We start from the raw sequence: 2,364 nt of genomic DNA on the forward strand, positions 1-2,364 counted from the left end.
GATGCCAACTATATCTAAGCCTTGTTTGGCAAAGAACTTACACGCCTCAGAGCCAATTAAACCTGCCGAGCCAGTAATGATTGCAACGCCCACGTTTCACCGCCCCTGAAAAAATATAGTTTTCTTTGTTTTGTGCGCTCAAACAAATCAGAAGTTATCCTGATTTTCGATAGACTATATTTTCGCACAATTGGGCAAAGAATTCACCTTTAACATCCCAATCATATACTTCCCTGACGTGATTACGACCTGCTTCACCCAAGCGCGATCGCAACTCGGCATCGCCGGCTAAATGAGCCATCGCCTCAGCTAGACCCTGCACTGCCTGTTCTGGATTGTAAGCAGGTACTTTTACCCCCGTTTGGGCCGTCACTTGAGTAGCAGGCCCTCCCAGATCCAAGCAGATTATGGGGCGCCCCGCCGCCATCCCCTCCAAGCAAGTCCACCCTCCTGAATCGTGCAAGCTAGGGTGAATCAGTACATGAGACTCACCTAGCTTACCCAAAGTTTCCTCACGTGGCAGCCTCCCCCACAACTTAACTTGAGAGGAAATGCCCAATTCTTCCGCTAGAGACTGAAGGCGCTCGCGTTCCGGGCCATCCCCCAGCAGCCAATATTCGCCATTCGGCAAGTTAGCTTGGGCAAAGGCCCGCAACGCGAGGTGATAGCCTTTCCAGTGCAGCAGCCGCCCCATACTGATGAACCTGATCGGGGAAGGCCCTGGCAGCTTGCACTCTCCCAGCCGCGCCATCTCTGCCTTTGACAGACACGCCTCCGAAAGCACCTGCACGTTTTTTGCTCCCATCGCCCGTACCCGCTTCGCCGTATCCTCAGTTGTCGCAAAAGCTAAGACACTTCGCCTAGCCGTCATCCTGGCAAAGGGATCGCTTTCGCCGAGCCGCTGTCCCCAATCTCGCGCCGTTTCGTAAAGTTTTGCTTTAGAGCTAAAATCAGCCCAAAAAGGTTTCGGGGCTGCTTCACCGCCGCCCACAGGCCCCCAAATAAAAGGAATTGGCAGCAGCGAGATGAAACTAGGCGACCAAAATTTAACGTAGGTGACATGGCGGGCGATATCGAAATTAATTTGGCGGTGGAGCTCGCGCGCCTCTAAATAAGCCAAAATTTGCCACAGGTAATAGTGCAATTGCAGCCCTCCCTGTCTACCTTTAAAGTTTTCGCTCCAGCCGAAGGGTTCAATATAGGCAAAATGTAAATTTGGGATCGGGCGCAAGGCTAACTCTGCTTCAATAGCGGCACGGTAAAAAGTACGAGTTAGCACCCAGACTTCTTGGTGTTTGGCTGCTTCTACCACCGCATTCCAGCCGACTCCTTCTTCAGAACCTTGTCCGGGTTCGCAAGCAAAGGCAGATAAAAGAATTTTCATCGGTAATTGTTAGTGGTTAATAGTTAGCGGTTAGTGGTTAATGGTTAGTAGCTAGTGGTGAGCCGTTAATGGAACAATAGAACCAACAACTAACAACTAACAACTAACCATTCCCCATTAAAAATAATGTAACTTCTACATAAGCTTGGGCAGCAGTTTCCGGAGTTGTTTTCGCAATTAACTCGCGCGATCGCTCTCCCATGGACTTAATCAAATCTGGATTGTCCAGAAAGCGCCGCATCGCCTCAGCTAAAGCTGAGGGATCGTGAGGATCGAAAATATAACCATTTTCCCCTTCAGCAACCAACTCGCAGGAAGCTGCACCATTTGAGCATAGTATAGGTTTGCCAAAAACCATCGCCTCCGGTACCACCATTCCCCAGACATCCTCAAAAGTAGGAAATACAAAAACATCAGCTTGCTGAAAATAAGAACCCAAATTTCCATATTCCACCCATCCACCCCACATCACCTGATCTTCAAAATGGCGCTCTTTAATAAAAGCTTCCAGTTCTTCCCGCTGATCTCCCTTGCCAACAATCAACAGCGAATAATCAACATAACCTTGACTTTTAAGAATAGCGCCAGCTTCTAAAAGCGTTTTAATTCCTTTTCTTGATGTGAGCCGCCCCACATATAGAAAAATTGGGCGTTTCAACTCCCAATTCGGCGGCTCAGTTTCCTCCAGCGGTTTCATTAAAGCTCCCGCATCTGGGACTAGATAGGTTCTGGTAAAAATTTTATCCTCCGGTACATTAAGCGCTTCCATCAAATATTTTTTACCAGCATTACTGTTAGAAACAAAAGCATCGGCAAACCGCACGAGGATGCGGCGAACGAATGTCCTAAAACTCGAATCTCGAAAGTCTGTATTTGGGGAACTACCATCATAAATAATCGCAATTTTCCACCGCATCAGCGGTTTTAAAAGCGCTACAATTACAGTCCACAACGAGAAAGCTTGGGGAAATACGATTTGA

General features: G+C 48.1%; 2 protein-coding genes. Both read right to left on the bottom strand.

Going from position 1 to position 2,364, the window contains the following annotated elements:
- Positions 1-154 precede the first annotated feature (154 nt).
- The gene (locus tag ACUVJL_RS05740) at positions 155-1,384 is read right to left on the bottom strand and encodes a glycosyltransferase family 4 protein (protein WP_445244976.1); all 1,230 of its coding nucleotides are present in this window, start codon (positions 1,382-1,384) and stop codon (positions 155-157) included.
- 103 nt (positions 1,385-1,487) lie between these two features.
- A partial coding sequence (locus ACUVJL_RS05745) for a glycosyltransferase family 4 protein (protein WP_445244977.1) occupies positions 1,488-2,364 on the bottom strand: 877 nt, incomplete at its 5' end.

It is taken from the genome of Microcoleus sp. OTE_8_concoct_300 (assembly GCF_031383065.1).
In the GTDB taxonomy this organism is placed as follows: Bacteria; Cyanobacteriota; Cyanobacteriia; order Cyanobacteriales; family Microcoleaceae; genus Microcoleus.